23 protein-coding genes are annotated in these 21,499 nt (G+C 62.1%); 7 read left to right on the top strand and 16 right to left on the bottom strand.

Annotated features, from left to right (window positions below; genetic code table 11):
- Positions 1-3: 3 nt before the first annotated feature.
- Positions 4-1,578, bottom strand: a complete 1,575-nt coding sequence (locus tag PMI02_RS20910) for a carboxylesterase/lipase family protein (RefSeq protein ID WP_007686654.1) — start codon at positions 1,576-1,578, stop codon at positions 4-6.
- Positions 1,579-2,260: 682 nt separating this feature from the next.
- Entirely contained in the window at positions 2,261-3,004 is a 744-nt protein-coding gene (locus tag PMI02_RS20905) for an SDR family NAD(P)-dependent oxidoreductase (RefSeq protein ID WP_007686653.1), read from the bottom strand.
- Between the two features lie 82 nt (positions 3,005-3,086).
- On the opposite strand from PMI02_RS20905, the gene PMI02_RS20900 reads away from it, so the two are divergent.
- A complete protein-coding gene (locus PMI02_RS20900) occupies positions 3,087-3,638 on the top strand; it encodes a TetR/AcrR family transcriptional regulator (protein ID WP_007686652.1) in 552 nt (183 codons plus the stop codon).
- A gap of 59 nt (positions 3,639-3,697) precedes the next feature.
- On the opposite strand, the gene PMI02_RS20895 is transcribed toward PMI02_RS20900, so the two are convergent.
- From PMI02_RS20895 to PMI02_RS20885, 3 genes are read right to left on the bottom strand one after another with little or no spacing between them, the layout of a single operon-like run.
- Entirely contained in the window at positions 3,698-4,231 is a 534-nt protein-coding gene (locus tag PMI02_RS20895) for an SRPBCC family protein (protein WP_007686651.1), read from the bottom strand.
- A 33-nt stretch (positions 4,232-4,264) separates the two neighbouring features.
- Positions 4,265-4,738 (bottom strand): AtaL-like protein, encoded by a 474-nt coding sequence (locus PMI02_RS20890; protein WP_007686650.1) that lies wholly within the window; start codon positions 4,736-4,738, stop codon positions 4,265-4,267.
- 35 nt (positions 4,739-4,773) lie between these two features.
- Positions 4,774-5,637, bottom strand: coding sequence for an SDR family oxidoreductase (locus PMI02_RS20885; RefSeq protein ID WP_007686648.1), 864 nt, complete (start codon positions 5,635-5,637; stop codon positions 4,774-4,776).
- A gap of 104 nt (positions 5,638-5,741) precedes the next feature.
- Here PMI02_RS20885 and PMI02_RS20880 point away from each other — a divergent pair, with 104 nt between their 5' ends.
- Positions 5,742-6,632, top strand: coding sequence for a LysR family transcriptional regulator (locus PMI02_RS20880; RefSeq protein ID WP_007686646.1), 891 nt, complete (start codon positions 5,742-5,744; stop codon positions 6,630-6,632).
- Positions 6,633-6,849: 217 nt separating this feature from the next.
- On the opposite strand, the gene PMI02_RS20875 is transcribed toward PMI02_RS20880, so the two are convergent.
- Complete coding sequence (locus PMI02_RS20875; RefSeq protein WP_007686643.1) at positions 6,850-7,584, bottom strand: SDR family oxidoreductase; 735 nt, start codon at positions 7,582-7,584, stop codon at positions 6,850-6,852.
- A 17-nt stretch (positions 7,585-7,601) separates the two neighbouring features.
- Between PMI02_RS20875 and PMI02_RS20870 the strand changes: the two genes are divergently transcribed.
- Complete coding sequence (locus tag PMI02_RS20870) at positions 7,602-8,576, top strand: AraC family transcriptional regulator (RefSeq protein ID WP_202948640.1); 975 nt, start codon at positions 7,602-7,604, stop codon at positions 8,574-8,576.
- A 269-nt stretch (positions 8,577-8,845) separates the two neighbouring features.
- On the opposite strand, the gene PMI02_RS20865 is transcribed toward PMI02_RS20870, so the two are convergent.
- The 7 genes from PMI02_RS20865 to PMI02_RS20835 form a co-directional block, all read right to left on the bottom strand.
- On the bottom strand, positions 8,846-9,556 hold the full coding sequence (locus tag PMI02_RS20865; RefSeq protein WP_007686639.1) for a carboxymuconolactone decarboxylase family protein: 711 nt from the start codon (positions 9,554-9,556) through the stop codon (positions 8,846-8,848).
- A complete protein-coding gene (locus tag PMI02_RS20860; protein WP_007686637.1) occupies positions 9,531-10,361 on the bottom strand; it encodes an SDR family NAD(P)-dependent oxidoreductase in 831 nt (276 codons plus the stop codon). Before PMI02_RS20860 ends, PMI02_RS20865 begins: the two co-directional genes overlap by 26 nt.
- A gap of 25 nt (positions 10,362-10,386) precedes the next feature.
- Positions 10,387-10,707 (bottom strand): putative quinol monooxygenase, encoded by a 321-nt coding sequence (locus tag PMI02_RS20855; RefSeq protein ID WP_202948639.1) that lies wholly within the window; start codon positions 10,705-10,707, stop codon positions 10,387-10,389.
- Positions 10,708-10,740: 33 nt separating this feature from the next.
- Positions 10,741-11,892: an FAD-dependent monooxygenase gene (locus PMI02_RS20850; protein WP_007686632.1), complete on the bottom strand. Its 1,152-nt coding sequence runs from the start codon at positions 11,890-11,892 to the stop codon at positions 10,741-10,743.
- Positions 11,893-11,924: 32 nt separating this feature from the next.
- On the bottom strand, positions 11,925-12,809 hold the full coding sequence (locus tag PMI02_RS20845) for an aldo/keto reductase (protein WP_007686630.1): 885 nt from the start codon (positions 12,807-12,809) through the stop codon (positions 11,925-11,927).
- Between the two features lie 37 nt (positions 12,810-12,846).
- Positions 12,847-13,620, bottom strand: a complete 774-nt coding sequence (locus tag PMI02_RS20840; protein ID WP_007686628.1) for an SDR family oxidoreductase — start codon at positions 13,618-13,620, stop codon at positions 12,847-12,849.
- A gap of 62 nt (positions 13,621-13,682) precedes the next feature.
- Positions 13,683-14,663 (bottom strand): aldo/keto reductase, encoded by a 981-nt coding sequence (locus PMI02_RS20835; protein ID WP_007686627.1) that lies wholly within the window; start codon positions 14,661-14,663, stop codon positions 13,683-13,685.
- A gap of 148 nt (positions 14,664-14,811) precedes the next feature.
- On the opposite strand from PMI02_RS20835, the gene PMI02_RS20830 reads away from it, so the two are divergent.
- Complete coding sequence (locus PMI02_RS20830; RefSeq protein ID WP_036504851.1) at positions 14,812-15,705, top strand: LysR family transcriptional regulator; 894 nt, start codon at positions 14,812-14,814, stop codon at positions 15,703-15,705.
- Between the two features lie 92 nt (positions 15,706-15,797).
- On the opposite strand, the gene PMI02_RS20825 is transcribed toward PMI02_RS20830, so the two are convergent.
- Positions 15,798-16,388 (bottom strand): TetR/AcrR family transcriptional regulator, encoded by a 591-nt coding sequence (locus PMI02_RS20825; protein WP_007686622.1) that lies wholly within the window; start codon positions 16,386-16,388, stop codon positions 15,798-15,800.
- Positions 16,389-16,463: 75 nt separating this feature from the next.
- On the opposite strand from PMI02_RS20825, the gene PMI02_RS20820 reads away from it, so the two are divergent.
- Complete coding sequence (locus PMI02_RS20820; RefSeq protein WP_007686620.1) at positions 16,464-17,219, top strand: SDR family NAD(P)-dependent oxidoreductase; 756 nt, start codon at positions 16,464-16,466, stop codon at positions 17,217-17,219.
- Between the two features lie 149 nt (positions 17,220-17,368).
- On the opposite strand, the gene PMI02_RS27535 is transcribed toward PMI02_RS20820, so the two are convergent.
- Positions 17,369-17,530: a hypothetical protein gene (locus tag PMI02_RS27535; RefSeq protein ID WP_162130169.1), complete on the bottom strand. Its 162-nt coding sequence runs from the start codon at positions 17,528-17,530 to the stop codon at positions 17,369-17,371.
- Between the two features lie 106 nt (positions 17,531-17,636).
- On the opposite strand from PMI02_RS27535, the gene PMI02_RS20815 reads away from it, so the two are divergent.
- On the top strand, positions 17,637-18,701 hold the full coding sequence (locus PMI02_RS20815; protein WP_007686617.1) for a PIN domain-containing protein: 1,065 nt from the start codon (positions 17,637-17,639) through the stop codon (positions 18,699-18,701).
- A 103-nt stretch (positions 18,702-18,804) separates the two neighbouring features.
- Entirely contained in the window at positions 18,805-20,181 is a 1,377-nt protein-coding gene (locus tag PMI02_RS20810) for an IS1182 family transposase (protein WP_007686616.1), read from the top strand.
- A gap of 335 nt (positions 20,182-20,516) precedes the next feature.
- On the opposite strand, the gene PMI02_RS20805 is transcribed toward PMI02_RS20810, so the two are convergent.
- A partial coding sequence (locus tag PMI02_RS20805; protein WP_007686615.1) for an IS110 family transposase occupies positions 20,517-21,499 on the bottom strand: 983 nt, incomplete at its 5' end.

Raw genomic sequence — 21,499 nt, 5'->3', positions numbered from 1 at the left:
GTCTTAAGCCTCATACTTATACAGCGCCGCGCGGTTGAACGGGTCGATCTTCAACGTCGAGATCTCCTTGAGAGCATCTCCGCGCCAGTCCGGATCCGCCGTGCACTTCTCGTCGATCAGCATGGTGGTGCGCGTCGCGGTATCATAGGCTTCCCATTTCGGCATGCGCGCGTTGTTGGGGTTGCCGGTGCGCGCGAACGCCACGAACGCCGCCATGATGTTGAGCGAGGTTACCTTCGGTCCGGGGCCGGGGCCGGTCATTTCCGCGGCGGCGTCGATCGTACCGAAGGCGAAGGGGATATCCACGGTATGCGGCGAACCGAGCACGCCATCCTGCCACGGCACGGTCCAGCCGAAATTGTACATGTAGACGGGCGCCTGGCCGGGTGCTGCGGACTTGGTTTCCGCCGCGCCGGTGAGCGGCAGGCGGAACTGAACATCGGTGGCGACCGCAACCAGGATCTGGGACGGCGTCATCCCCGGTTCGTCCTTGCGGTATGCGGCCATGATCGCATCGATTTTCGCGTCGTCGATCTTGAACACCGTGCGCATCCGCTTGCGCATCTGCGCCTCCGTCAGCGCGAAGTTCCGCATGTCGCTCTGGAAGAAGAGGCTGGCTTCGGTCTTGGTCGTGCCGAACAGCAACGGGATCCCGGCCTGCATTGCGAGCCCCTCCGGCGACATCGGCCGCGTCACGATGTGCTTGCCATCGACGACGGGACGAGCGCCATCCGTTCCCGAGGCCGTCACCGCCCGGTCGCGCGCCCCCAGCACCGTCCTGAACGGGACCTGCTGCATCGCGGCGAGGTTCTTGCGGTCGCCGCCGAGTTCCTTGACCAGGGCATCGGCATAGGGCTCCAGCGTTTCGGCCGGATCGACCGCGATCCCGGCGGCGCCACTCATGCTGATCGCGCGGTGGAACAGGCCCCGCGCCTCGGGCATGGCCAGCAGCGTCATGATCTTCGACCCGCCGCCGGACTGCCCGAACAGCGTCACAGATGCTGGGTCGCCACCGAAGGCCGCGATGTTGTCGCGGACCCATTGAAGCGCGGCGACGATATCGAGATTGCCGGCATTGGCGGAATCGCAGAACTGTTCGGGATCGATATGGCCGAGGTTGGTATAGCCGAAGGCGTTGAGGCGATGGTTGATGGTCACGACAACCACGTCGCCGAATGTGGCAAGATGGCTGCCGTCTAGGCTGACGCTGCTGCTGCCGCCGTTGATATACCCGCCGCCATGGATGTAGAACATCACCGGGCGCTTGGCGGCGGTGTCGAGGTCGGGCGTGAAGACGTTGAGGACGCAGCAGTCCTCGCCTTGCGAGGTGCCGTCTATCTGGTTGTACCAGGCGAAGCGACTGCCGCCCATGCGGACATCAACCTGCGGGCACAACGACCCATAGGTCGTCGCGTCGCGTTCGCCCGGCCAGTTGCGGACCGGCTGCGGTGCCTTGAATCGATTGGCACCGATGGTCGTATCGGCATAGGGAATGCCCTTGAAACTGACCGTGCCGCTTCCTCGCGCACCGCGCAGGACGCCGTTCCTGATCCTCACGGTGACAGGCGCCGCCGCCATGGCCGCTGAGGTTTTAAATAATATTGGCGCTGCAGCGGTCACCGCAGCAGTGGACAGAAACTGGCGTCTATTCGGACGGTGGGATTGCACTGGTCTTAATCCTAGATCGTAACGTGGATATTTTGCGCCCCCCCCCGGCGGGCTGACTTCGGGCATATCTGGCAATCACGTGCAGCATTTGCGTCTTGCTGTCGAACTGAGGCGCCATTTTGGCTTCAGCCAAAGGCTTCCCGATCACGTTGGCAGAGTGGTGCGAGTGATCTACTCGCCACCAGCCTTGAACGCCTAACCCTACACCGGTGCATTAGTAGCGGTTACCCACTCAATTTTGCTTAAGGCTATTATTCGGGATAATGAATGCTGCATGGCAGCGAGGCAGTAGCGATGAATCGTATCCCAACACCGGTGGCTTTCGCGACCAACACACGCCGTTCCGGTTCTCCTAAGGGAACGTCGGCTCATGTCGATGGCTGCCGCTTAGTGGGCGTGTGCGGAAGGGCCGATAAGTCCCAAAACGCGGCGATCGATCTCGACGAAGCAGGCGTTGCACCGCGGTCGGCAACACCCGACCCAACTAACATCGTTCAGCGAACGCGGTGTGAATGACCGCTCGAGCTGGAACCTGGCATTCGCCTTACGCCGACGTGCACTCTCCCGACGCGCCTATTGTAACTGTTCAGGTTCAGACCGCCGCGACGCCGCCATCCACGAACAGCTCATGACCCGCGACGAAACTGCTCTCTTCCGACGCCAGGAAGAGCACGGCACGCGCGACATCGTCGAGGCGCGCCAGGCGCCCAAGCGGGACCCCCTTGATAACTTCTTCCTCAGCACCGGGCGTTTTATCGAAGAAGTCCCGAATGAGCTGCGTTTCCGTGGCACCTGGCGCGATAACGTTTACGCGGATGCCCCGGTCCTTCAGATCGTTGGTCCAACTGCGCGCAAAAGAACGAACCGCTGCCTTGCTGGCATTGTAGAGCGACTGGCCCGGATAGGCCTTTGAACCGGCGATCGAGCCATTGAGGACGATCACGCCACCCTGCGTCATCAGCGGCAGTGCCTTCTGCACGGTGAAAACCATCGCTTTGACGTTGAGGCCGAACGTGGAATCGAAATGCGATTCCTCGATGGCTTCGAGCGGGACGGGTTCGTGCATGCCGGCATTGGCGAAAACCACATCGACCCTGCCGTGGTTGCGCTCGATGCGCTCGTAGAGCTTCGTGAGGTCGGCGAGGTTCGTAACGTCGCCCTGTACGCCGACCGCGCCGTGACCGATCTGGCGGACCGCATCATCGAGCGAAGCCTGTCGACGCCCGGTGATGTACACCATGGCACCTTCCTCGGCGAAGTGCTCTGCGGTTGCCAACCCGATGCCGTCGCTACCGCCGGTAATCACTACGACCTTGTCTTCGAACCGCTTCGTCATCATATCGTCTTTCAATTAAGTGGAGGAATGCTCCACTTCAGATATGGAGGAATCCTCCACTTAGCAAGCCGAGGATGAAAGTTTGATCGAAGCAAACCTACGCGCTGACGCGGAACGGAACCGCCAAAGCATTCTTGTCGCTGCAGAGGAGCTGTTCCTGGAGCGGGGCGCCGGCATCCCGTTGGAAGAGGTGGCGAAGCGAGCGAAGGTCGGGATCGGCACGCTCTATCGTCGCTTCCCGACGCGGGAATCGCTTCTGGCGGCTACCAGCAACGAGCGGTTCTTGTCGGTCGCAGAGACGAGCAGCGCGCGCGATGCAGATCAGGATCTTGGGGACGCAATGCGCCAGTTTCTCGAGGAGCTCGCGATCAATACGAGCGTCTATCAAAGCCTCGCCGCCTCGCTAGGGACGGTCATCCAACACGGCACACCCGGCTGTATGGCAATCACCTCGGAAGGGCAGCGACTGCTTCGGCGCACGCAGGAGGCAGGAATCATTCGGAGCGATGCGACCTTCGACGACATCATCTGTGTCGTGAGCGCGATAGCGATCGCGGTCGAAAAGGACACCGCACCGGCGTTGCGCGTCGCTCATCTGGTGGACCTGCTCCTCAACGGCATGCTCGTGCGGTGACGCGTCCGGTGCCCTGCACGGGCTGGCCTCCTGGGGAACCATTGCCTGGGTGAGTGCCGCTAAGGCGCCGCGAGATGCCGGGCGATGTTGGCCATGCAGACTGCCATGTAGCCCTTCCATTGCGCCTGCACGAACAGCCATAGCGGCAATCTGGCGATCCGGTTCTTTGCTGCGAAGGTGTAGGTCCACGTCACCTCGACTTCGTCGCCCTGCTGCTCGAACCAGAATTGTCCGACCGCTCCCAACATCAGATATTTGAGCGCGAAGCTCGCCTGCCAGATGCGATAGGCGAAGTAGCGCGCGCGCTGGTAGTGGGTCACTCCTTCCTGGACGGTGCTGCCGTCCGCGAGGTGCACCGTCCGCGTCGAGCCCGGCTGATCCCACGGGCCTGACACCTGCGAGGTGGAGCCTATCCCGGGCAACAGGCCGTAGCCGGTGAGGATCTTGGGCAGGACATCCTCCGCCACGAGGAAGTCGAACACGTCTTCGATCCGTCCCGCGACGCGAATTTGCTGCGTCACGGCTGCGCGGACCGCCGATGGTATTTGGAGTGGAGAATCCGGCAGCGACTGGTTGAGGGTTGCAGTGGTCATCTTGAGCCTCCTTCATCTGTAGCGGTGTGGGGGTCAGAGCGTGCCGTCGGCGAGCATCTCGCGGGTGCGCTTCAGCGTGGAAAGCAGCGCAGCCTTGTACCCCTTGTCGCTATCGAACTGCGCCTGTTCGGCCTGTTCCTCGGGTCCGCCCGACGTCCGCCCGCGGAGGCCGAGATAGCAGTAGAATTTGAGCTGAAGCTGGCCTGCCTCGGCCTCGAACAGCTCGTTGACGATGGCGCCTTCGCGCGGGCCGGTTGCCTGGAAGAAGGTGACTTTGGATTGTCGCTCCAGCACGATGATCTCGCGCAGGTCCTGGCCGGCGATCGTCGCCTCGCGCACGAAGTGTGTCGCGCTCTCCTCGGTCACGTCGCAGCGGGTGCACAGGCCCGGCGGCAGGAACAAGCGGGCGTCGCGGGCCTTGGCTTCCAGCCCCAGCCACACCTGTTCGCGGGTCAGCGGTGTCTCACCTTCGGGGTTCACGGCGACAGTGGCGGTCGAATAGATCATGATGATGGTCCTTGTTCGGATAGGTGGGAAAGGGGTCAGCCGGCGATCTGCGCGACGTGATCGCGGTAGGTGCGCAAGGGGCGGCCGAGCAGCGCGGTCAGCCGGTCGACGTCGCCCGCCTCGGGGATCATGCCGTCGCTCTGGAAGCGCTCGGCCATCTGGCGCATGTCATAGGCCATCCAGCTGGGCATGAAGGCGCGTAAATTCTGTTCGAAGCCGGCGGTGTCGTTTGCGGGGAAGGCGATCTCGCGGCCGAGAACGTCGGACCATATCGCGGCGGCGTCGGTGCCGGTCAGCGTGTCGGGCCCGACCAGATTGATATAGATCGTCGGCAGCGGCTCGGGCGCCTCAGCGCGGCGGATCAGCTCGATCGCGGCGACCTCGCCGACATCGCGCGCGTCGATCATCGCCAGGCCCTTGTCGCCGATCGGCATCGGATAGATGCCGTAGCCTGTGACCACGTCCTTCACCGTGATCTCATTGTCCATGAAATAGGCGGGCCGCAGGATGGTGGCGTGCAGTCCCATCGCCTCGATCATCCGCTCGACGCCGAACTTGCCGGCGAAATGCGGCACGTTGACGTAGATGTCGCTGTGGATCACCGACAAATAGACGATCCGCTCGATCCCGACCTCGCGGGCGACGTTGAGCGCGATCACCGCCTGGGTGAACTCCTCCGCGACGACGCCGTTCAGCAGGAACAAGGTCGACACGCCCGACATCGCGGCGCGCAAGGAGTCCACGTCGAGCAGGTCGCCCTGGACGACGGTCACGCCGGCAGGAAAGCTGGCTTTGGCGGGATCGCGGACAAGGGCGCGGACATCGGCGCCGCGTGCCACGAGCTGTTCGACGACATTGCGACCGATATTGCCGGTAGCACCGGTTACGAGAATGGTCATTGGGGTCACTCCTTGGTTGAGCCGGTTGGCATGTCCCAAATTAGTGATCCACAGGCGCGGCAATAGACGCTATGTTTGGACAGACCGTCTCACGGGTGGAACATATGGATCTCCTCGCGCTTGCTGACTTCAACCTGGTTGCGCGGCACGGGGGGGTCGGCAAGGCGGCCCGCGCCGCTGCACGCCCAAAGGCGACATTGTCTCGGCGTGTGGCGGAATTGGAGGCTAGCCTCGACGTGCGCCTGTTCGAGCGGGGCGCGCGCGATCTCAAATTGACGGAGGAAGGACGGGCATTGTTCGAACGAACGGCAGTCCTTCTTACCGAGCTTGACGAGACGGCGGCCGCCATCGCTTCGCGCGGTCATCACCCCCGGGGACGGCTGCGGATCAGCGCACCGTTGCTCTTTTCGCAGATCGCGATGGGCAGGATCGCGGCGGGGTTCGCGATCAAATTCCCGGAGATACGACTGGAAGTCACGACCGAGGACCGGCCGGTCGACATGGTCGAGGAAGCCTATGATTTGGTGATCAGGGTCAACCCCGCGCCGGATGATGCGTTGGTCGGACGCGCCTTCCTCCATGATCGTCTGGTTGTAGTCGCAGCTCCGGACTTGCATCGTTCGGCCGATGCGCCAGTCCCGGCAGTCGTGCGTGGGGTCATCGGGCAAATTCAGACATGGGAGTTGTCAACTGCATCGGGCAAGACGAACATCCACGTCGATCCTATCCTCGGACTGTCGTCGCTAGTAATGGTGCGTGATGCGGTACGCGCGGGGGCCGGCGTGGCGCGGCTGCCGCTGTCGCTGGTCAGCCACGACCTGGTCGCCGGCACATTGCTGCATTGGGGAGACGTCGAAGGGCCGGGCACTGCGCTATGGGCGCTGTATCCCTCGCGCCGCCTGCTCAGCACACGCGTTTCCGCATTCCTCGACCATCTCAGAGAAGCCTTCCCAAAGGGGACGCCGGAGGAACTGGCCGCGTATATTGCGTGGTGACGAGCGAGGTGCCCGCGAGGATAAGATCGGAGGACAGCTTCTGACTGAAGCTGCCGTTCGATGGCAGATTGTAAATGGCGGAAAGTCCCAAGCGCCCTAAGGTTGTTCCCTCGCCAGCTGCGAGGAGCCGCCGCTTTAGATCGACAGTGAGGACGATCAGCAATCACCCCGGTTGCAATCGTTCAAGTGGCTACTCGCTTTCCCAAAATGTGCCCGTTCACCCTTGCGCGGTTGGGCGTATGACAATGCTACCGACATCCACCTCCGGTGGCTGCTCAATCGCATAGAGTATCCCCCGAGCGATCGCATCGGGCGGGATCGCAATGGCGCCGAGTTGCCTCTCGATCATGGCTTTCGTCGGGTAGTCCGTGATGCTGTCGCCGAAATTTGTGGCGATCATACCCGGAGACACTTCGGTCACGCGCAGGTGCGGCCCTGCTTCTTGCCTCAGTATTTCCGTTACCGTGCGAACGGCGTTCTTTGTGGCCCCATAAACTCCCATTGTCGGCACCATCTTGATGCCGGCGGTGGAGATGACGTTAATGACGTGCCCGCTCGCCTGACGCGAAAAGACGGGAAGCGCCGCTGCGATGCCGTAAAGCGTGCCACGCAAGTTTACGTCGATCATGGCGTCCCAGCCGGCGACGTCCAGCGCGTCGATGCGGGAAATCGGCCCGATGCCCGCGCAGTTGATGATGACATCGAGCCGGCCACCTCGCTCGACCGCGAATGCGACGAGCGCTTCGAGATCGTCCCGCCGCCGCACATCGGTCGCCTTGGATGCAGCGGTCCCCCCGCTGGTGGTGATCGCTTCTACCACTTCATCAAGTGCGTCCTTGCGGCGCGCACCGAGCACAACGAAAGCGCCGTGTCCGGCCAGCAGTTTCGCGGTCGCCCGGCCTATGCCGCTGCTCGCTCCGGTGATGGCGACCACCTTACCCTCGATACCCATCGTCAATCTCCTTCGGCATGGAGATGGCTGACGGGACGAAGATATTCTATGGCGTGTCGTCTATGGATTTGTCGCGAGCGTCTAAAAAACCCATCGATCCGCTGTCCGACGTGTTGAGTGTTCTCGGCGCGCGGGTGACTCGGCGGACCAGGATGGAGGCGTCAGGTCGATGGGCCTTCGCTTTCCCGGCGATCGACCGGCTGAAATTCGTGGCACTGCTCCGCGGCAACCAGTGGATGTCGATTCCGGGATGCGCGCCGCAGTTGATGAAGAAAGGCGATGTGTGCCTGCTCGGGCGTACCGCCTATGCCGTGGCGAGCGATCCCGCCGAGATACCGATCGATGGCCGTGCGCTTTATGCGGAATGTGACGTGGCGCACGTGGGGGGTGACGACACGATCGGGATTGGCGGGACTGTCACGTTTAGCGCCGGAGGCGCGGCCTTCCTTCTCGACATGCTCCCGGATTTCATGATCGTTCCTCGATCCTCTCCGTCAGCCGACGTGGTCGCTACGATCTTAGGCCTCATCAATGGCGAAGCAGCGAGCGGGAAGATGGGCAGCGAGATCGTGGCCGCCCGCCTTGCCGACGTTTTGCTGGTGGAAGCGATCCGCGCCTATGCGGGCCGCGTCGATGTAACCGACATTGGATGGCTTGCAGCGCTTTCGGACGTCCGTATCAGCCGGGCGCTTCGCGGCATCCATGACGATGTCGCGCGACCCTGGACAGTCGCGGGATTGGCCGGCCTGGCGGGAATGTCGCGCGCGGCGTTCTCCGCCGAGTTTACGCGCCTCGTAGGGCAACCGCCACTTACCTATGTTCGCGCGTGGCGCCTCACGCTTGCTCGCGCATCGTTGGCGCGCGGCGATGGGACCGTCGCCAGTATCGCGAACCGGGTCGGCTACACCTCACAGAGTGCGTTCGGGCATGCTTTCCGGAGCGCTTTCGGGGCCGCACCGAAGGCAAAGTCCCGGTGGCGGAACGACCATTGATTAAGGGAATCCAGACCTGCCATTCCGTATCCCACCCGAATAGGCGTTCCGCACCACTCGTCGCGTCATCTCACAACGACCGATTTGATCGTAAGCAACCGTTTACGCATCGCTTCGGGAACGGCGGCTTCATCCCACGATGCGGTGTTCGGCTTTCGGCGGCACGCGACCACTTCAAGACGTTCGACGAGTTAGAACCAACGTCAGCTTCAGCCGAAAGCTGACGTTGGCTCGAAGTGTTGGCGGCTGAAGCGCCAGTTTGAGCTAGGTCAGCCTTTGCGCTTGGCGAACGCGTCCTTGGCAACAACGGCCGCGTTCATGGCGTTCGGCCACCCCGCATAGAAGGCGATATGGGTGATGACCTCGGCGACCTGTTCTTCTGTCATCCCGTTTTCCATCGCCTTGTTGATGTGGAAGACGATCTGCGCCGGCAGGTTGGCGGTGATGAGCGCGCTCATGGTCACCAGGCTGCGATCGCGCGGGCTGAGCGTCGAGCGTAGCCAAAGGTCGGCGAACAGGACGCTCGTGGTATAGTCGGCGAGAGCACCGAACGCCGGGCCGACCATGCCCTCGACGGCCGCGACGCGGTTTGCTTCTACCGTCGCGTCCTGTTCGAGCAATTCAACGGAAGCCGGCGCGAGTTGATCCTCGACGATCCCGCGCTCGGCGAAGACCTGCTGTGCGACGGCCACCGCTGTCGTGCCGTTGCCCCATCCGGAATAGAAAGCGAGCTGGGTGATCGCTTCCGAAATCTCGCTGGGCTTCACGCCATTGTCGAGCGCAAGCGCGACATGATGCGCCAGCTCGATCGGCTGAGAGCGCTGGATCAGCGCAGCGACGGTCACAAGGCTGCGATCACGCGGGGTGATGATGTCGCGCTTCCACAGGTCGCCGAGTATTGTCTCGCGGGTGTATTGGGCCAACGCGGGCGAAACCGCCATTGTGTCGCCGGGCTCAATCTTCTGGGTAGTTGCGGTCATGGGTCGCATTCCTTGGTTCGAGTAAAGGTGCAAGCTCAGTCCAGCTGCACGCCGGAAAGCTTTTGGAGGTAATCGAGCAGGCGCTGCTGCACGGCCGGATCATGCGCGACCCCCGCCACGGGCCGGCGCTGGCGATGATGGAAATACTCCCGGTTACGCGTGCCGTCGGATCGTTGCTGACCGCAAGCCATGCCTGCGTATCTGCACCCTTATCCAGATCATCCGGCGCGCTGGCGCCGTCCATCCGGGTCGGCACCCAGCCGGGGTCGACGGCGTTGACCATCACATCCGTCCACCGCTCGGACACGGCCATCATCAGAATTGTGTCATGCAGTTTGGTATCGGAATAGGCCTGGCTCGCATTCCAGCGCCGACGTTCCCACTGTGCGTCGTCCAAATCCGCATTGCCGCCGGTGTGCATGCCCGAGCTGAGATAGACCAGCCGGTCCGGTCGAGTCATGCCAGCGGTGAGGACATAGGGCGCGAGCACGTTCACTGCGAAAATCCGCGACAGGCCGTCGTCCGTGCCTTCACGCCGCCGGTCGTTGTAGCCAGTGCCGACATTGTGGATCACGGCATCGAAGCGACCGATCGCGTTCACCTGCTCGACGACGGAGTGCATCGCCGCCAGCGTCGAGAGGTCGCCCGTGACGACGGTCGGAGAGGATGCCAATGCAGAGCGAGCCGCATCCGCCCGCTGCGGATCCCGCGCGTGCAGGATGACATCGTGCCCGGCCGCCGCAAGCTGCTGGCCGGCAAGCAATCCCAGACCGTCCGATGATCCTGTGATGAAGACACGGGCCACTTTGATGCTCTCGCTATGCCGTCGATCAGGCCGGGTCGGTCATGCGGCGGCTGTGATGGTGCTCGAGCGGCGACGCGAGCAGCGGCCTGAGCTGCTCGACCACCCGGGTGACGTTGGGATGCACCGCGTGCGCCGCGAGCGCTGCCTCGGACGCCCAGCCGTCAAGCAGCACGAACGTGTCGAGGTGGTCACGCTCGTGGTATAGATCGTAATAGAGGCAACCGGCCTCCGCGCGGGCCGGATCGACGAGTTCGAGGAGCAGCATGCCCACTCGCTCACGATGTTCGGACTGCGCGTGCACCGTGCACACGATGTGGATCTCGTCGGCCTTGTTCGTCATGATCATGTCCTTTCAAGAATGGTGTGGGGTTCACGCCGGTCACTGCGCGCCGGCGGCAAAGGCACGACTGAAGTCCTGACCCGAGCGGACCAGCTTGCGCACGTCGGCGAGGCGCAGCTTTTCGTATCTCAGCAACGCCGGCACCACGCTGCCTCGGGCGATGCTTCCGTCGAGAGCCTCTGCCAGGATCTCCGCGTCGATCAGTGATGCCGTGAAGCCGCCGCCTGTCATCGGCGTCGGGACGTGGGCGGCATCGCCGACCAGGCACAGCCGGCGGTTGACCAGTCGATCCGGCAGATATTCGGCGATCGGCGTGGCGATGATGGAGCGTCGCTTGACGCAATCGGCCACGGCTTCGCGCCAAGGTCGCGGCCAGAGCCGCCCCGCCTTCACGGCCAAATCATGAAAAACGCTTTCGGGTATGTCGTCCGGGGTGAGCGAGCGGCGCACGACATTGTCGGCTACGGCGCCGGTTTCGCGCAGCAGGTCCTGCCGACCGGCGTCATACCAGGCCCAGCCGAGCCGCCGGCGCCCCCTCGCCCGACTGCCATCCTCTCCTGGCAGCGGATAGCCAAGAAAAGTATAGCTGCCATTCTCGAGATAGGCGGTGTCCGTGGGCATGCGGGCATGGAGTGCCGCTTCATCGACAAGGCCAAGCCAGATCAGATAGCCGGCGAACTCCGTATCGGGCTTCTCGGGCGCCACGCTGCGCCTCACGACGCTGCAATAGCCGTCGGCGCCAACGACGATGTCGGCGCCATATTTCCGACCATCGCTGGTGATCGCCCAAGCGCAATCGCCGTCCTGGCCCACGGTATCAACCGCACTATGTTGGTGGAGCCGAATGGCGGGATCGATCGCGATCGCCTCGCGCAGGGCGCCGTGAACATGGAACCAGGTCTGGATACCCGGCGCGATCGACCTGACCGCTTGGCCGGTGAGCCGTTCGAGCAAATGCTCATCGGCCTGCAGCGCGGCCCCGGTCCGGCCGGATTCGTCAGAGCGTTCGAGCAGGGTCACGCCTATCCCGCGCCGCGACAGGGTGAGCGCGGCCATCAGACCAGCCAGCGACGCGCCCACGATGACGGCCTCGCCGCGACCATTGGCGCGCCGGTTCCGATTGTGGGCAGATGTCGAGAGCCGAGTCACGGGAGGCGCGCTTCCTGTTGGTGGGATCACGGGCGAGGCCATCCGCGACCTCGCCCTAGTATCATCGCAAGGAATCAGTCCGGGATGACCCAGCCGTGATCCTCGAGGTTGAGCGTGTCCGGGTCGGGACCGCCGCGTACGCCGGTGTCGAGCGCATTGATGACTGCGATCTCGTCGGCGCTCAGCGAGAAGTCGAACACGGCGAAATTCTCGGCGATGCGATGCGGTTTGACCGACTTGGGAATGACGGAGAATCCATGGTCCAGGTGCCAGCGGATCACGACCTGTGCCGGTGTCTTGCCGTATTTGGCGGCAAGATCGGTGATGACCTTGTCCTCCAGCGGATTGGTCGGCGCATTGTTGTAGGTGTAGGATCCACCAATCGGCGACCAGCATTGCGTAAGGATGCCATGCGCGTCGTTGGCGGCGCGCCATTCCGGCTGCTGATAATAGGGGTGGACCTGGATCTGGTTAACCGCCGGCACCACGCCGGTCTCACCGATCAGCCGTTCGAGTTCGGCGGGCGTCTGGTTCGAGACGCCGATCGCGCGCACCCTGCCTTCGGACTGGAGACGTGCGGCAGCCTTGAAGGAGGCAATGGTCTTGTCAAACTCCCCAGCGAGCGGCTGATGCAGCAGCCACAGGTCGAGCGTTTCGATGCCCAGCTTGTTCTGGCTCACGTCGAAGCCGCGCAGCGCGGAATCGAAGCCGTAGTCTGTGATCCACAGTTTGGTCTCGACGAAGATGTCGGCCCGATCGACTTCGGCGCGGCGAATGCCTTCGCCGACTTCGCGCTCGTTGAAATAGGCCGCGGCCGTGTCGATCAGGCGATAGCCCGCTTTGAGCGCCGTCTCCACGGCGCCGACCGTCTCCTCAGGCGAGGACTGGTATACCCCGAGCCCGACGGCGGGCATTTCGACGCCATTGTTGAGTGTGATGATAGGCTGTTCGGTGGTCATGAAACGACCTTTCGTTGATATGCGCGGTTTGGGTGGTTCAGGCCTTGCCGGCGTAGACGCGGGTCATGCCGCCATCGACTACCAGGTCGATGCCGCGGATGTATTTGCTGGCGTCCGATGCGAGGAACACGAGCGCATCGCCCATCTCGCGCGAGGTGCCGACCCGCCCGGCGGGGATTTCCTTGGAGGCGCGCTCGACATAGGCGTCGACTTCCGCCTGGCTCATGCCTTGCTCGTCGCTATAGCCTTCGGTCGGAACGACGCCGGGGCTGATCGTGTTGACGCGGATGTCGCGATCCTTGAGATCAGTGGTCCAACTACGCGCCAGCGAGCGCACCGCGGCCTTGGTCGCCGCATAGACGCCGAAGCCGGGCAGGCCCATGTCCGCGGTAATCGAGGCGTTCAGCACCACCGAGGCGCCGCCGTTCAACACGTCCAGCATCGTCTGCACCGTGATGATGACGCCCTTGAAGTTGACCGCGATCTCCTTGTCGATCTGCGCTTCGGTGAGGTCGGGGAACGGCGTGGCGTGGCCGAGGCCGGCATTGGCGAAGAGGATGTCGAGCTTGCCATGTCGCTGCTTGATCGCCTCGGCGACCGCGGCCATCTCACTCTTGCTCGAGGCGTCGGCTTCAAAGCCCGCGGCGTTCTCACCAAGCCTGGCGACCGCGGCGTCGAGCGCTTCCTTGCCGCGGCCGGTGATGTAGACGAAGGCGCCTTCCTCGATCAGGCGCTCGGCTGAGCCGAAGCCGATGCCCTTGCTACCGCCGGTGACAAGCGCCACCCGACCCTCCAACATGGGGGTGTTCATAATCTCTATCCTTGTGGCGTGAGGTGGGTCGGACAGCGGCGCTACCGCCGCCCGACTTCCAATCAGCGGTCGATCGCCGCCTGCATGGCCGGCGTATAACGCTCGCCAGTCACGGGAACCTTGGCGAGCAAATCACTGAGCGCGTCGAGATCGGCCTTGGTAAGTTCGATGTCGGCGCCGCCGGCATTTTCCTGCATACGGCTGATCTTGGTGGTGCCGGGGATCGGCACAATCCAGGGCTTCTGGGCCAGCAGCCAAGCAAGCGCGACCTGTGCCGGGGTTGCCTGCTTTGCCTCGGCAATCTCGCCAATATGCTTGACCAGATTGGCGTTCGCCTCGCGCGCCTCATCCTGGAAGCGCGGAAGGTTGGCGCGGACGTCACCTTCCTTGAAGGTGGTGCCCGCGTCGATCTTTCCGGTCAGGAAGCCTTTGCCGAGCGGGCTGAACGGCACGAGGCCGATGTTCAGTTCTTCCAGCGTCGGGATGATCGTATCCTCGAGTTCGCGGGTGAACATCGAATATTCGCTCTGCAGCGCCGTGACCGGCTGCACGGCATGGGCGCGTCGGATGTTGGCGACGCCCGCCTCCGACATGCCGAAGTGCTTGACCTTGCCCTCGGCGATCAGATCCCTGACCGTCCCGGCGACGTCCTCGATCGGCACGTTCGGGTCGATCCGATGCTGGTAGAAAAGATCGATCACATCGGTCTTCAGGCGCTTGAGCGACTGCTCGGCGACAAGACGGATGCGCGCCGGGCTGCTGTCGAGACCAGCGGCAGGGTTGCCATCCTTGAAACCGAACTTGGTGGCGAGCACGACCTGATCGCGGAACGGCGCGACGGCTTCGCCCAGCATCTCCTCGTTGGCTGCGCCATAGGCTTCCGCGCTGTCGAAGAAGGTGATGCCGCGCTCATGGGCGGCGCGGATCAGGGCGATGCCATCGGACAGGTCGGTTGCTGGTCCATAGCCGAATGTCAGGCCCATGCAGCCCAGGCCGAGCGCCGAAACCTCCAAGCCTTCAGATCCAAGAATACGTGTTTTCATGATGTCGTCCTTTTCGCTGCCGGGCACGCCCGCATTCGATGACAGACAGCTAGACCTATCCCTCGATCAGAATTAGACATTAAAGTCGGCAATCGGTTATGAGCATTGCTCATGAAACAAATTCAGCAAAGCGCAGTTCGGGGCCGGTGTGATCAAAGAAAATCTGAATGACCTTGCCGCGTTCGTGGCGATCGCTCGCGAACGAAGCTTCACGAAAGCTGCGGCAAAGATGAGAGTGTCGCAGTCAGCGCTGAGCCATACGATGCGCGGGCTGGAGGAGCGGATAGGCATCCGGCTTCTGACCCGGACGACCCGCAGCGTCTCGCCCACCGAAGCAGGTGAGCGGTTGCTGGAGGCGGTAGGTTCGCACCTAGACCAGATCGAAATCGGCCTTGAGGCAGTTGGCGACCTTCGAGACAAGCCGGCCGGTCACTTTCGGATCACGTCCACTGAACCAGCTGCCGAGCAGATCCTGTGGCCGGCGATCGAGCGGGTGGTGTCGAAGTACCCGGATATCAATGTCGAGGTCGTCATCGACTATGGCCTTGCTGACATCGTCGCCGAACGGTTCGACGCGGGGGTGCGGATAGGCGAGGCTATCGCCAAAGACATGATCGCCGTCCGCATCGGTCCCGACCTGGAGATGGCAGTGGTGGCGACGCCGGAGTATTTGGAAAACAACGGCATCCCGGAGACGCCGCAGGATCTGGTGCGGCATAACTGCATCAATCTGCGGCTCGCAACCGCAGCTGGCCTTTACGCCTGGGAATTCGAGAAAGACGGGCGCGAGATCAATGTTCGGGTTGAGGGCAATCTCACGTTCAACACGCCTGGCATGATCCGCAAGGCCGTCCTTGGAGGACATGGTCTGGCGTCGATCCCGATGGACCAGATCGAGCAGTATTTGTCCGACGGACGCCTCGTTCGCGTGCTGGCGGAATGGTGTCCGCCTTTTTCCGGCTATCACCTCTATTACCCAAGCCGTCGGCAGAACTCTCTGGCTTTCCGGTTACTGCTTGGTGAGCTTCGTTACCGAGGTTGATCTCAGCATATATCAGCGCCCTGAAGGCGAAGCATCGACGCGTCTGGCAGCAGCGCGGCCAATTAACGACAAGACGCGCTGAGCGGGTCTACTCACTTGCAGCGGAGCCCATCGACGAGCAGCATGACCAATCCCCGTGCCTGATCGGGGCGATCACCTGCAGACGCGCACAAGGTGGCAGCGGCGTTGAGAAAATCATCCGCGCTCACGTCCCCGCGAATTTCTCCTGACGTAACGGCCGCTTCGAACAGGGTTCGGAACGCTGGGAAGAGTCGCTGCTGTCGCTTTACCGGCATGAAGTCGTAAGCCGGGTCGCCCGAGTGCAGCGCCTGAGCAAGACCGCGCTTGGTGGACGCCAGTTTCACGAACTCCCCCATCCACAAGGAGAGCGCCGCAAAGGGTGGGTGTTCGGCCGCAATGCGGTCGGCAGCGTCGGCACACGCATCGATCTCATACGCGAACACCGCGGCGATGAGATCGGCGCGGGTCGGAAAATGCCGATAGACAGTGCCCACCCCAACACCGGCTCGCTCGGCAATGTCGCGCACCGGCGCTTCGGTCCCGGCTTCCGCGAACACGTGCTTGGCGGCGTCGAGAAGCGTCACCAGGTTGCGCTGCGCATCCGCCCGCACCCGCCGCGTGGGCCCTTCTGCTTTCGGAATCTCTTCAGTTTCCGCCGACACGACTGATCTCCCTTGCATAACGGAACGCGTTCCGTTTATAAACGGAGCACGTTCCACATCTATAAGGATTGACCAATGCGGCACAAGCGGATCGCGCTCATCACAGGCGCAAATCAGGGTGTCGGTTTCCAGGTCGCCAAGGAACTGGCGGCAGACGGGGTAACGATGCTCATCGGCGCGCGCGACATGGCCAAGGGCGAAGCGGCCGCACGGGAGATCGGCGAAGGCGCCATTGCCGTGCAACTCGACGTGACCGACGCGTCGTCAATCGCCGCTGCCGCAGAGCGCATCCGTTCCGAGGTCGGCCGCCTGGACCTGCTCGTCAACAATGCGGCGGTCTCGCGGTCGACGCGCAACGACATCGCCCTCGAAGACTATGCATCACACTATTCCGTTGCCGTTGTGCCTCTCGACGAAGTGCGCGCGATCTGGGAGACCAATGTCTTCGGGCCACTGGCCGTCTATCAGGCGGTGCTTCCGTTGCTTCGGCTCTCTTCGGACGCGCGTGTCGTCAATGTCGGCAGCGGCGCCGGATCGCTGACGCTGAACGCGGACTCAGCCTTCCCGTATCGCAAGGCGTATAGCCCGGCTTACGCCGGTTCGAAGAGCGCGCTCGAAATCATCGCCCTGTCCATGATGATCGAGCATGAGGAGGACGGCATCAAGGTCAACCTGGTCTCGCCGGAATTCACCAGCACCGCGCTGAACAATTATCAGGGCGTTGCGACGCTGGAGGACGGTTCGCGCGAGGTCGTGCGCGTCGCGAAGTTCGGTCCGGACGGTCCGTCCGGCACATACACTCGCTGGGACAACCAGACGATCCCCTGGTGACCTGACCATGTGGCCTCATTGTCATGCTTCAACGGGCAGGTGGCCCTGACTGTCGAACGCGCGAGGGTTGCCGACCTGCGCGTCGTAGCCGGCATCACCGGCCAGTCCTCTGCCAGCACGTCATGCAAAGGGCGAGATCAGGCCGGATGCTAATCCGCGCCCACGTCAAAAGCGAGTCGTTCAGCTTCCACTTTCGTCTGCTCCTTGACTGGAAGCTGCCGATGGAATGCCCTGAAGCAGAGGGCAGTCATTCGTGACAGAGCAAACTGTTCCCGAAAGCCGGTGCTGCCCAGCTCCTGAAGTTCGCTCATGATTACTAATAGTCATGTTCACGCTTGCCACTAAAGTACCGCCGATCACCGAAATCGGCGCTAAGCATCTGCCCGGTTCAATACCAAGCTGGAGTTGCCCCTGACGATGGCCAAGAAGCCGACCAAAACGACCCCGAAGGTCTTTCTCGACGCGAACATCGTCATCAGCGCAGGAAAGCCGCCGGGCGGGCCCGAGATCGCGCGTATCGTGGACCTAGTCGAAGTCGGGCTGATATCGTTGCTGACGACCGATCTCACCATCACCGAGGTTGCGAAGAAGCACATCCAGAATGATTTCGAGACAATCAAGGAGATCAGCCAGCCACATTTCCGGAAGATCGTCGAGGGAGCAACCGGTGTTGCGCTTCCCGCCATCAAGCGGCCCGAGCTTCGCGAAAAGCTGAAGGCGATCTACGACAAATCAACTGCAGAAATGTTCAAGGCGCTGGAGGCAAAAACGCTCCAGATCGACGATGTGAAGCCTTCGGTGGTGTTTAACGCCTATGCAGCAAGCGAAGGCTTTTTCGCCAGCGACGGAAAGAAGGATCAGTTCCCCGACGCCTTTGCTTTCGAGTGCCTGAAGCAGGAGGCGTCGAAGAAGCACCCGGTGATCATCGTGTCGAACGATGGCGATTTCGACGGCCCGGTAAACTCCGCGAAGCATATCTCGCTCGTAAAATCGCTGCCCGAGCTGTTCAAAGCGCTCGGGCTAGAGATGGCAGCTCCCGAGCTGGATGCGTTTTTCGCCGCCCACAACGACGATTTGGTCGAGGGAGTCGACAAGGAGCTCAACTCCTGGGGTCTGCAGAGCGACGACGTCATGGACGCGGAGATCGACGAGGTCACTGTCAATTCAGTCGAGATTAAGAAGCTCACCGCCTTCGAGCCGATTGATGCAGGTGGGTCGATCCTGGTCGTGGGCACCATCGACGTCGAAGCGCTGATCTCCTTCACCCATCCCAACTGGGATGAGGCGATGTACGATTCTGAGGACAAGGTGCTCATCCCGTTCGAGGACGAGAGCGGGGAGGCTGAGATCGCGCTCACGATCGAAGTCGTCATGTCGATCGCAGTCAACGATGAAGGCGATCCCGATGAAATCGAGGCACTGCGGTTTCGGAACAGCGATTTTCAGTATGTGACGCTCTACCCGCCAGACATGTACAAGTAGCGTTTCTTTGAGCGCCCACTTTTGGTCGATAGTGTTGAAAAACTCGGCCTTGCAGTAATTGCATAGTCCTGATTCACTGTGCCTGTCTTTGGGAGGCAGGCTGATGATGGGTGCTCGGACGGTGATGCAGGAGGCGCTGTTTTACAGCTTCAGCCTGGAGGACCATGTGCCGCAAAGCCACCTGCTGCGGGCGGTTGACCGCTTTGTGAACCTGGACGGTATCCGGGAGAAGCTGCGGCCATTCTATAGCGAGACGGGCCGCCCTTCGATCGATCCCGAGCTCATGATCCGGATGCTGCTCATTGGCTATTGCCTGGGCATCCGGTCAGAGCGGCGCCTGTGCGAGGAAGTGCATCTCAATCTGGCCTATCGCTGGTTCTGCCGCCTCGGCCTTGATGGAGCGGTGCCGGATCATTCGACCTTCTCAAAGAACCGCCACGGCCGCTTCCGGGATAGCGACCTATTGCGGGAATTGTTCGAAATGACTGTCACGCGCTGCATCGAGGAGGGATTGGTCGGTGGCGAGGGTTTTGCCGTCGACGCCAGCCTGATCAAGGCCGACGCGAACCGCCAACGCGGTGTGCCTGGCGAGGAGGGCTTGCCCCCGGACATCGTCAACCATGCTGCCCGGGAGTATCTGGAGGTGCTCGATGCCGCAGTGTTTGGGGCTGCATCGCCCGTCACGCCCAAATATCTGTCGCCTGCCGATCCCGCAGCGCGCTGGACAAGCGCCCATGGCGGGCAAGCCTTCTTCGCTTACAGCACCAACTATCTCATCGATTTGGCAAACGCCGTGATTGTTGATGTTGAAGCCACCACGGCCATTCGTCCCGCCGAAGTGACAGCGCAGCGAACGATGATTGACCGAACACAGGAACGTTTTGGCATCTGGCCCCAGCGTCTGGCCGCCGATACTGGTTATGGCGATGCCGCCAATATCGCCTGGCTTGTCCATGAGCGCGGCATCGAACCGCATATCCCGATTTTCGATCACGCGAGGCGCCGGACCGGAAGTTTCCAACGCGACGAATTCCGCTACGATCACCAACATGATCTCTATGTATGTCCCGGCAGCAAAGAGCTGTTCCCGCGCCGCAGGAACTTTGCGGCGCTGCGGGGCGACGTCGATCAAGACGGGTTTATCCGCTACCGCGCCAGCAAACATGACTGCGATGCCTGCGCCCTCAAGCAGCAATGCTGCCCCGGTCAGCCCAATCGCAAAGTGATCCGATCAATTCACGAGGGTGCACGGGATCTGGCAAGAGATCTGTCCCAAACCAACGCCTATGTCACATCCCGCCGCGAGCGGAAAAAGGTTGAGATGCTGTTCGCCCACCTCAAACGCATCCTCAAGCTCGACCGCTTGCGCCTGCGAGGGCCAAACGGGGCAAAGGACGAGTTCCTCCTTGCAGCCACCGCTCAAAACCTCCGCAAGTTGGCAAAGCTGATCCCGATGCCCGCCGCACCGGCGCTCGCATAACCTGGACGGGCCTTCCAGACCGTGCCCAAGCTGGTACCAGCCTCGAGCTCAGTGGCGGGTTTTTCAACACTATCGGCCAAGACCTGCCGTTCGTTAGCCGCGAGGGAACGGCAGAAATGTTGTCTAATTGATTCCTGCATTGCGCTTCCTTTTTCCCGTTCGCCAATGGTTGTCTTCGAGGTCATCGGACAGCTGTGGTTGCTGTTTGTCCGAGCCTTCATGATCGCGGCCCAGCGGAATAGGTGGACGTCTCTGAGTCCCAAACGAGGTTTGACCCTCTACATTTCTGACGAGATCGTCCTGGGCATGGCTAAGCGGGATGAGGAACGCTAGGTTTAGGCCCAGCGGAACTCCGTCTCGTTCAGCCAAAGCGAATGAAGTAATGCGGCGAGCTTGCGCGCGACGGCCGTTCTGGCACGCTTGGCGCCCTTCGCTTCGGCCATTTTCCTGCCCCACGCCTGAAGGGCGAATGGTCGCTTTACCTGGGTCAGCGCGACGTTGGCCGCTTCGTAAAGCGCCTTGCGCAACATGGGATCTCCCGCCTTGGAGATATGCCCGCTGACATCGCTTTCTCCCGATTGACTGCGTCGGGGAACGAGCCCCGCATAGGCACCGACATCCTCGCTTCTGGCAAAACGGTGGGGGTCCTCGATGGTGGCAGTGAATGTAAGAGCCGTGATTGGTCCAACTCCAGGAACGCTCATCAACCGGGCGCAGACCTCATCCGCCTTTGCCCGGTCATTGAGCAGGCGATTGTATGCGCGCAGCTGCTCCTCAATAGCCTCCATGGATGCAATGAGCGGAGCAAACAGAGCCTTCAAATCCGGGCGCTGGGCGTAGAACGCTGTCAGGCGTTCGGCACGCCGGCCCGGTGTTCTGGCGGTACCCATGCGCAGGCCGAACAGTTTCAGGAGCCCACGCAGCTGATTGGCCATGGCTGTCCGGGCTGTGATCAACTGCGTCCGGATGCGCAGGGCTGCCCTGTCGATATGCGTGGCCGACGCTTTCATGTGGACGCGTTTGTACCAGCCGGTGCGCGCCAGCTGGGCAAGCCCTTCCGCGTCATGGACATCGCTTTTGTTCACGCGGGCAGAAAGCACGCCCTTCGCGTGCCGCGCGCAGATACATTCTATCGCGACCCCACGCTCGACCAGCCCATGATACAGGAACGTCGATAACGTTCCCGTCTCCAGCACCACGCGCGCCAGATCGCTACAATGTTTGTTGAGCCATTTGGCCAGAACATCGGGATCGCTCGCCACAACATCGCGTCGCAAAACCTTACCGTCGATATCGACCACGCAGATATGCGTCGTCT

Origin of the sequence: Novosphingobium sp. AP12 (assembly GCF_000281975.1) — a bacterium.
In the GTDB taxonomy this organism is placed as follows: domain Bacteria; phylum Pseudomonadota; class Alphaproteobacteria; order Sphingomonadales; family Sphingomonadaceae; genus Novosphingobium.
This window is presented reverse-complemented; position numbering and strand designations above follow the sequence as displayed.

What these genes read in the sequence shown, in the direction of transcription:
- PMI02_RS20885 (WP_007686648.1), bottom strand. Translation starts at nt 5,637, where the DNA reads ATGACCATTCTCGTAACCGGTGCTACCGGCAATATCGGTCGCAATGTC.
- PMI02_RS20895 (WP_007686651.1), bottom strand. Translation starts at nt 4,231, where the DNA reads ATGACCACTGCAACCCTCAACCAGTCGCTGCCGGATTCTCCACTCCAA.
- PMI02_RS20875 (WP_007686643.1), bottom strand. Translation starts at nt 7,584, where the DNA reads ATGGGTATCGAGGGTAAGGTGGTCGCCATCACCGGAGCGAGCAGCGGC.
- PMI02_RS27535 (WP_162130169.1), bottom strand. Translation starts at nt 17,530, where the DNA reads ATGAGCGAACTTCAGGAGCTGGGCAGCACCGGCTTTCGGGAACAGTTT.
- PMI02_RS20850 (WP_007686632.1), bottom strand. Translation starts at nt 11,892, where the DNA reads ATGGCCTCGCCCGTGATCCCACCAACAGGAAGCGCGCCTCCCGTGACT.
- PMI02_RS20845 (WP_007686630.1), bottom strand. Translation starts at nt 12,809, where the DNA reads ATGACCACCGAACAGCCTATCATCACACTCAACAATGGCGTCGAAATG.
- PMI02_RS20810 (WP_007686616.1), top strand. Translation starts at nt 18,805, where the DNA reads ATGATGGGTGCTCGGACGGTGATGCAGGAGGCGCTGTTTTACAGCTTC.
- PMI02_RS20870 (WP_202948640.1), top strand. Translation starts at nt 7,602, where the DNA reads ATGGAGATGGCTGACGGGACGAAGATATTCTATGGCGTGTCGTCTATG.
- PMI02_RS20880 (WP_007686646.1), top strand. Translation starts at nt 5,742, where the DNA reads ATGGATCTCCTCGCGCTTGCTGACTTCAACCTGGTTGCGCGGCACGGG.
- PMI02_RS20820 (WP_007686620.1), top strand. Translation starts at nt 16,464, where the DNA reads ATGCGGCACAAGCGGATCGCGCTCATCACAGGCGCAAATCAGGGTGTC.
- PMI02_RS20905 (WP_007686653.1), bottom strand. Translation starts at nt 3,004, where the DNA reads ATGACGAAGCGGTTCGAAGACAAGGTCGTAGTGATTACCGGCGGTAGC.
- PMI02_RS20910 (WP_007686654.1), bottom strand. Translation starts at nt 1,578, where the DNA reads ATGGCGGCGGCGCCTGTCACCGTGAGGATCAGGAACGGCGTCCTGCGC.
- PMI02_RS20865 (WP_007686639.1), bottom strand. Translation starts at nt 9,556, where the DNA reads ATGACCGCAACTACCCAGAAGATTGAGCCCGGCGACACAATGGCGGTT.
- PMI02_RS20835 (WP_007686627.1), bottom strand. Translation starts at nt 14,663, where the DNA reads ATGAAAACACGTATTCTTGGATCTGAAGGCTTGGAGGTTTCGGCGCTC.
- PMI02_RS20890 (WP_007686650.1), bottom strand. Translation starts at nt 4,738, where the DNA reads ATGATCTATTCGACCGCCACTGTCGCCGTGAACCCCGAAGGTGAGACA.
- PMI02_RS20855 (WP_202948639.1), bottom strand. Translation starts at nt 10,707, where the DNA reads ATGATCATGACGAACAAGGCCGACGAGATCCACATCGTGTGCACGGTG.
- PMI02_RS20815 (WP_007686617.1), top strand. Translation starts at nt 17,637, where the DNA reads ATGGCCAAGAAGCCGACCAAAACGACCCCGAAGGTCTTTCTCGACGCG.
- PMI02_RS20840 (WP_007686628.1), bottom strand. Translation starts at nt 13,620, where the DNA reads ATGAACACCCCCATGTTGGAGGGTCGGGTGGCGCTTGTCACCGGCGGT.